Raw genomic sequence first — 6,278 nt, 5'->3', positions numbered from 1 at the left:
ATTGGTGTGGCACTGCTTGCTGCGGGTCTTTTGGCAGGATGCTCATCGAATCCTGGCACGGCAGCAATCGTGAACGGACAGGAAGTATCGGAGAAGAGCATTGATGCTCTGGCATCCGATCTGGGAGTAACCGATCAGGATCCGCGTATTCAGCTGCTGCAGATCGGTATGAACTCGGCGCTGCTCGGGCCAATTCTGGACGATTACAGTGATCAGATCAGCCCGGAGTTCGAAGATAGTGCTTTCGCCGCGTGTTCACAGTCCATGGGCGTGGGCGAGGTAACCACAGATTCTCCCGATGAAATCAAGGATGTGTGCTTGGCTGTCACGTTGAGTCAGGCATCTCCTGAGTTCAACGCGGAGTTGGCTGCGGTTTCTGCTGATCCTGACATTGAATTCAGCCCACGTTACGCCAGTGCAACAGGGGAGCTTCCGCCCTTCTTGACCACTGACGATCGTTCGCTGGGCTCGATCCAACCAGATCCGAGCCAGCAACTAGGTAACTAGTCCCGGAAATTTCGCGCAAGCGAGAACGCTCGGGGCGAAAGTATGCGCGCAATTGCGTTACGGGCTAACGCACGGAGCGAAATTGCGCAAGAATATAGAACGTGGCCGCGCCGCGGCTATGTCGATTAACCAAAGGAGTACCTGTGGCCAGCATTGAAGCTGTAGCTTCCCGCGAAATTCTGGATTCACGTGGCAACCCGACCGTTGAGGTCGAGGTCTTGCTTGACGATGGCACCTTCGCCCGCGCTGGCGTTCCCTCCGGCGCATCAACAGGCGCCTTTGAGGCGGTTGAACGCCGTGATGGCGATAAGGATCGTTACAGCGGCAAGGGCGTTGCGGACGCCGTCGCAGCTGTTTCGGAAATTATCGAGCCTGAGATTGTGGGCATGGACGCTGAGGATCAGCGCTTCATTGATCAAACCCTGATCGATCTTGACGGCACACCCAACAAGGGCAAGATTGGCGCCAACGCGATTCTTGGCGTGTCCCTTGCCGTTGCGAAGGCCGCAGCAGAATCTGCTGGCCTCCCGCTGTACAAGTACATCGGTGGCCCGAACGCCCACGTTCTGCCCGTTCCGATGATGAACATCCTCAACGGTGGATCCCACGCTGATTCCAACGTTGATATTCAGGAGTTCATGATTGCTCCAATCGGTGCGCCTTCCTTCAAGGAAGCACTGCGCTGGGGTGCAGAGGTTTACCACACCCTGAAGTCCGTGCTGAAGGATCGTGGCCTGAACACCGGTTTGGGTGATGAGGGCGGCTTCGCCCCCAACCTCGATTCCAACGCGGAGGCACTTGACCTTATCTGCGAGGCAATCGAAAAGGCCGGCTACGTACCCGGCAAGGATGTGGCACTTGCTCTTGACGTTGCCTCCTCCGAGTTTTTCTCCGACGGCGCCTACCAGTTCGAAGGTGGCCCGAAGGATAGCGATTACATGGTCAACTACTACAAGGAGCTAGTTGCCAAGTACCCGCTGGTATCCATCGAGGATCCGCTGGATGAGGATGAGTGGGCCGCGTGGACCTCACTAACCGCAGAAATCGGCGATAAGGTCCAGCTGGTTGGCGACGATCTGTTCGTCACCAACCCTGAGCGCCTTCAGCGTGGAATTGATGAGAAGGCTGGAAACGCCCTTCTGGTCAAGGTGAACCAGATTGGCTCGCTCACCGAAACGCTCGAGGCTGTGGAGAATGCGCACCGCGCAGGATTCAAGTCCATGACCTCCCACCGTTCCGGCGAAACAGAGGACACGACCATCGCGGATCTCGCGGTTGCCACGAACTCAGGCCAGATCAAGACCGGCGCCCCCGCCCGTGGCGAGCGCGTCAACAAGTACAACCAGCTGCTGCGCATCGAAGATGAACTCTCCGATGATGCAGTCTACGCAGGCGCAAGCGCTTTCCCGCGCTTCCAAGCCTAAGTAGATTAAGCTCAGAGCGGGCCACCCACGCGGGTGGCCCGCTCTCATGTTCCCTTGAGTAGAATGGCTGGCATGAATCCTTCACGCGGGCCTGGGCGCTCAGATTCTCGGAGAAGCCCTCACGATCAACGAGTGCGGACGAAGCACTCCGTCGTCGTCGCCGATGGCCGTGGAAGTAGAAAATACTCGTTGCGGCTCATCGCCGTGGTACTCACCCTGATCGTGGCGATCGTCATCGTGTTCCCCACGGCCTCGCGTTACTACGCATCCCAGCGCGAACTTGCGGCTGCGCGGTCAGATCTGGCCTCAACTCAGCAACATAACGAGGAGCTGGAGACCGAACTGGAGCTGTGGAACGATGATGAGTTTGTGCGTTCTCAGGCCCGCGAGCGGCTGGGATACGTGATGCCGGGGCAAACGCTCTATGTGGTGAAGGACCCGGAGGCGGGAACCGCCCAGGAGCAGCGCGACGAACGGATTGAGAACGTCAATCTGGACCGCCGCGCGGCAACTCCCTGGTATGTGACCATGTGGGATTCGATCGGCGTTTCCGGGCAAACGGAGGCGGATTTCGACAATCCAAATGAGGCGCCGGTCCTCAATTCCCCAGAAGATGATGGACCGGAGACTCCCGACCCCACGCCGGCTCCGGAAGCCACGAATGAAACTGAACCAACAGACGATACGGATAGCCAGTGAACGTAACTGATATCGGCGCCAACGTGACCGATCTGCGCGAGGGCGATCGCGAGGAAATCGCGGAGCAGCTGGGGCGCGAACCGCGCGGACTGGTAGCTATTGGCGCCCGGTGCGCATGCGGGCGTCCGGCTGTGACGGTCACGTCCCCGCGCCTGCCCGATGGCAGCCCCTTTCCCACGCTCTTCTACCTGAGCTTGCCGTATCTGGTGTATCAGATCTCCCGGCTGGAAGCCGATGGCAAGATGGCCGAATACAATGAGGCGCTCACCAGTGATCCACAACTGGCGGCCGCCCATGCCGCTGCACACGAGAGCTACGTGGCCCGGCGCTCCCTGTTGGGCGATGTACCGGAAATCGCCGGTGTGTCGGCCGGCGGAATGCCTACGCGCGTCAAGTGCCTGCACGCGCTGGCAGGATACTCGCTGGCTGCCGGGCGCGGCGTTTGCCCCATCGGGGACATGGCGCTGGATGCCATCGGGTGGGATCCTGATGTGTGCCACTGCGGCGATGGTGGCGAAGGTGGAACTGACGATTCTGGTGCTGGAACAGACGATTCACGAAAGGGACTGGCATGAGGGTTGCAGGAATTGATTGCGGAACTAACTCGATTCGCCTTCTCATCGCAGACGTTCCCGGGCAGAATGGACCGCTAGACGATGTAGTTAGGCTCATGGACGTGGTGCGGCTGGGCCAAGGCGTGGACCGCACGGGCCAGTTTGATCCGGTGGCGCTTGAGCGCACGTTGGCTAAGGTGGGGGAGTACGCGGATCTGTGCCGTGAACATGGGGTGGAATCGATACGATTTGCCGCCACGTCCGCCACTCGAGATGCCTCCAACCGTCAGGAGTTCTTGGACGGTGTCCGTCGGGCTCTGGGCGTTCCCGTTCAGGTACTAACCGGCGATCAGGAGGCGAGCACCAGTTTCGAAGGTGCGGCTTCCGTGATGGGTACGGATGGTCCGTCCCCTGTGATCGCCGTTGATCTGGGCGGTGGATCCACAGAGATCGTCTTAGGAGAACCGGGTCAAGGCGTTGTTTCGGATTTCTCTATGAACGTGGGGTGCGTGCGGATGCACGAGCGCCACATGGCCTCCGATCCGGCCACCGATGAACAGATTGCTGCCGCGCGTGCGGATGTGAATGCCGCTCTTGATGAGGCCGAGGCGGTTGTTGATTTCACCAGCGCGCGCGGGCTCGTAGGGCTGGCCGGAACGGTGACAACCCTGACCGCGCGGGCGCTCGGACTCCAGCAGTATGATCCCGCCAGAATTCACGGGACCGAGCTGACCGTAGAACAAGTGACCGAGGTATGCGAGTGGTTCATCCACTCGGAAAAGTCAGAACGCGACGCGCTGGGGTACATGCACCCAGGGCGCTCGGATGTCATGGCGTCAGGCGCGCTGGTGTGGGAGGAAGTGGTCAAGCGCGTGGCGGCACGGATGGCCGATGGCGGGACCTCCCTCAAGGCAATCATTACGTCAGAGCACGACATTCTGGATGGAATGGCGCTCTGGGCGGCACACGATCCGCAGGAGCCCCGGGCGCTGTAGGCGGATAAGCCAGAGCCCTAGAGTCACGAGCGCTATAGTCAGACAAGCCACGAAGCCGGCCACCAAGCATGCCGGGCTTCAAGCACTCAGGCGTTGCGCAGCCGCTGTGCTTTACGAATCCTTAGGGCGATGGCCCCGGCAACGATCGCGATGAATGACCCGAGAATCACTGCTACCTTTGCGTGCGCTTCATGTGGGTCAGCTGGTGGGTAGGACAGCTGGGCGATAAGGAGTGAGACGGTGAATCCAACGCCAGTCACGATGGAGACTGGCACAATGTCACCGATGGTGATGCCGTCTCCAAGGCGAAGCTTGAAGAAGCGGAGCGTGATCCACACGCCGCCTGAGATCCCGATCAGCTTGCCAAGCGGCAGGCCAAGGTAGATGCCAACGGCCACCGGGTCGGAGAGCAGCTCGCCCAAGCCCCCAGCCTCGGTAATGTTCACACCGGCGGCGAAGAACGCGAAGATCGGCACTACGAATCCAGCACTGGCAAACTCAAACTTCTCGGTGAAGCGGCGGGCCAAGTTCTCTTTTTCGCCAGCTGCTAGCCGCGCCGGGACCACCATGCCCAGCGCAACGCCCGCGATAGTGGCGTGAATGCCGGAGCTATGCATGAAGTACCACGCCAAGATGGCCAGCGGCCATAGCAGCCACCAACGCGCGAATCGCTTCTTGCAGGCGAACCCGAACAGGGCGATCGCCACGATGGCCAATCCGAGCCAGAGGAAGTTGATGCCATCGGAGAAGAACAGGGCGATCACGATGATGCCGCCCAGATCGTCCGCCACCGCAAGCGTCATGAGGAAGGTTCGGGCCGCGGCGGGCAGTCCCTTTCCGAAGATTGAGAGGACAGCCAGCGCGAAGGCGATGTCCGTGGCTACGGGAATGGCCCAGCCGCCGTATTCGCCCGATCCGGTGATGAGCTGTACGGCGAAGTACACGCCGATCGGGCCCAGCATTCCGCATACTGCAGCGAGGATCGGTACGGCCGCCTTGCGCGGATCGTGAAGGGATCCGGTGGAAAACTCTTGCTTGAGCTCTAGGCCCACAACGAAGAAGAAGACGGTGAGTAGGCCGTCAGCCGCCCAGTTCGCGATGGTGAGATCAAGATGCAGACCCTCTGGGCCCACAATCGTTTGCGCGATGGTGAAGTAGCTGCCGCGAACCGGCGAATTCGCCCACACCAGCGCGATCAGAGCGCCAACTACCAAGAGCAGGCCAGCGAACGATTCGTTTTGAAGGGCAATTCGGTAACGCGCCAAAGGATTCTTATTCTTACCGGGCTGCACGTCTCCTCCTAGATGGTGCGAGTAGGCCGGTTTCACCTTACAGGCTTGGTGGCATGTCTTTGCGAAGATTCCACGCTCTGGTTTGTGGGAACGAAGCTTTTTGACGACGACGACGGCGGTCCCCATCGCTCCGGCTTGACCACTTATGTGCCACCTAAGCTTACATCGCCGAAAACTAACGCGGAGATCCAGACGTTAGTATCAACAACGATGCGTTTGGACATTCCGCGCTACTCATCGATGATGTCGTAGACCTGCTGCTCCGACGTGATGTTCATAGCGCTGCCACGGGCGTTGGCGCGGTCGAACACCGCTTGCAACTCGTGTTCTGCTCGCAACTGGCTGACTACCGCACGCCGGATGTATTCACTGCGTGAGGCAAAGTCGCGTTCCGCTTGCTTATCAATCAGGAGAACTAATTCCTGCGGGAGCGAGATGTTGAGAGTCTGGGTAGTCATACAAAACTATACAAAAATTGTTGGTTTAGATGAAGAGCGATCACTGCCCAACATAAGTGCGAAGATTCAGACGTTAGCCTGAGCCGATACCCGCCTCGAGGGCGAGCGAATGCCGCGAGAGTTGGCGGGCGCAGCGAGAGTTAGCGGAGAAACCCAACTTCCGCTACATTCGCTAACTCTCGCGGAACTCGCCATCACTGAGCTCAATGGTGAACAGCCGCGGGCCATCGCCAATTACTTACATCAAGCGTGCATCCCCTAGAATGTTCAGCGGGCCCCCATAGCCCAATCGGCAGAGGCAACCGACTTAAAATCGGTCCAGTGTGGGTTCGAGTCCCACTGGGGGCAC

The 6,278-nt window shown here is 59.5% G+C and carries 7 protein-coding genes and 1 tRNA gene; 6 read left to right on the top strand and 2 right to left on the bottom strand.

The genetic code is table 11. The features are described from left to right. The 5 genes from ACTHV6_RS11195 to ACTHV6_RS11175 form a co-directional block, all read left to right on the top strand. On the top strand, positions 1-507 hold a 507-nt coding region (locus tag ACTHV6_RS11195), incomplete at its 5' end, for a hypothetical protein (RefSeq protein ID WP_441387652.1). 143 nt (positions 508-650) lie between these two features. Continuing rightward, positions 651-1,931 carry a phosphopyruvate hydratase gene (gene eno / locus ACTHV6_RS11190; protein ID WP_441387650.1) on the top strand — a complete coding sequence of 427 codons (1,281 nt, stop codon included), beginning with the start codon at positions 651-653 and terminating at the stop codon, positions 1,929-1,931. Positions 1,932-2,063: 132 nt separating this feature from the next. Then, positions 2,064-2,630: an FtsB family cell division protein gene (locus tag ACTHV6_RS11185; RefSeq protein WP_441387648.1), complete on the top strand. Its 567-nt coding sequence runs from the start codon at positions 2,064-2,066 to the stop codon at positions 2,628-2,630. Next, the gene (locus ACTHV6_RS11180; RefSeq protein WP_441387646.1) at positions 2,627-3,205 is read left to right on the top strand and encodes a DUF501 domain-containing protein; all 579 of its coding nucleotides are present in this window, start codon (positions 2,627-2,629) and stop codon (positions 3,203-3,205) included. The genes ACTHV6_RS11185 and ACTHV6_RS11180 overlap by 4 nt, the downstream gene beginning before the upstream one ends. Beyond that, positions 3,202-4,179: a Ppx/GppA phosphatase family protein gene (locus ACTHV6_RS11175; RefSeq protein WP_441387645.1), complete on the top strand. Its 978-nt coding sequence runs from the start codon at positions 3,202-3,204 to the stop codon at positions 4,177-4,179. The genes ACTHV6_RS11180 and ACTHV6_RS11175 overlap by 4 nt, the downstream gene beginning before the upstream one ends. 86 nt (positions 4,180-4,265) lie before the next feature. On the opposite strand, the gene nhaA is transcribed toward ACTHV6_RS11175, so the two are convergent. Together nhaA and ACTHV6_RS11165 are read right to left on the bottom strand one after the other, a co-directional pair. Continuing rightward, the gene (gene nhaA / locus ACTHV6_RS11170; protein ID WP_441387643.1) at positions 4,266-5,471 is read right to left on the bottom strand and encodes a Na+/H+ antiporter NhaA; all 1,206 of its coding nucleotides are present in this window, start codon (positions 5,469-5,471) and stop codon (positions 4,266-4,268) included. A gap of 230 nt (positions 5,472-5,701) precedes the next feature. Continuing rightward, positions 5,702-5,929, bottom strand: coding sequence for a ribbon-helix-helix domain-containing protein (locus ACTHV6_RS11165; RefSeq protein WP_441387641.1), 228 nt, complete (start codon positions 5,927-5,929; stop codon positions 5,702-5,704). A 274-nt stretch (positions 5,930-6,203) separates the two neighbouring features. Between ACTHV6_RS11165 and ACTHV6_RS11160 the strand changes: the two genes are divergently transcribed. After that, positions 6,204-6,277: transfer RNA gene (locus tag ACTHV6_RS11160), tRNA-Leu, on the top strand. Position 6,278: the final 1 nt, after the last annotated feature.

The sequence above is a fragment of the Ancrocorticia sp. genome (assembly GCF_052089425.1).
Classification (GTDB): domain Bacteria; phylum Actinomycetota; class Actinomycetes; order Actinomycetales; family Actinomycetaceae; genus Ancrocorticia.
This window is presented reverse-complemented; position numbering and strand designations above follow the sequence as displayed.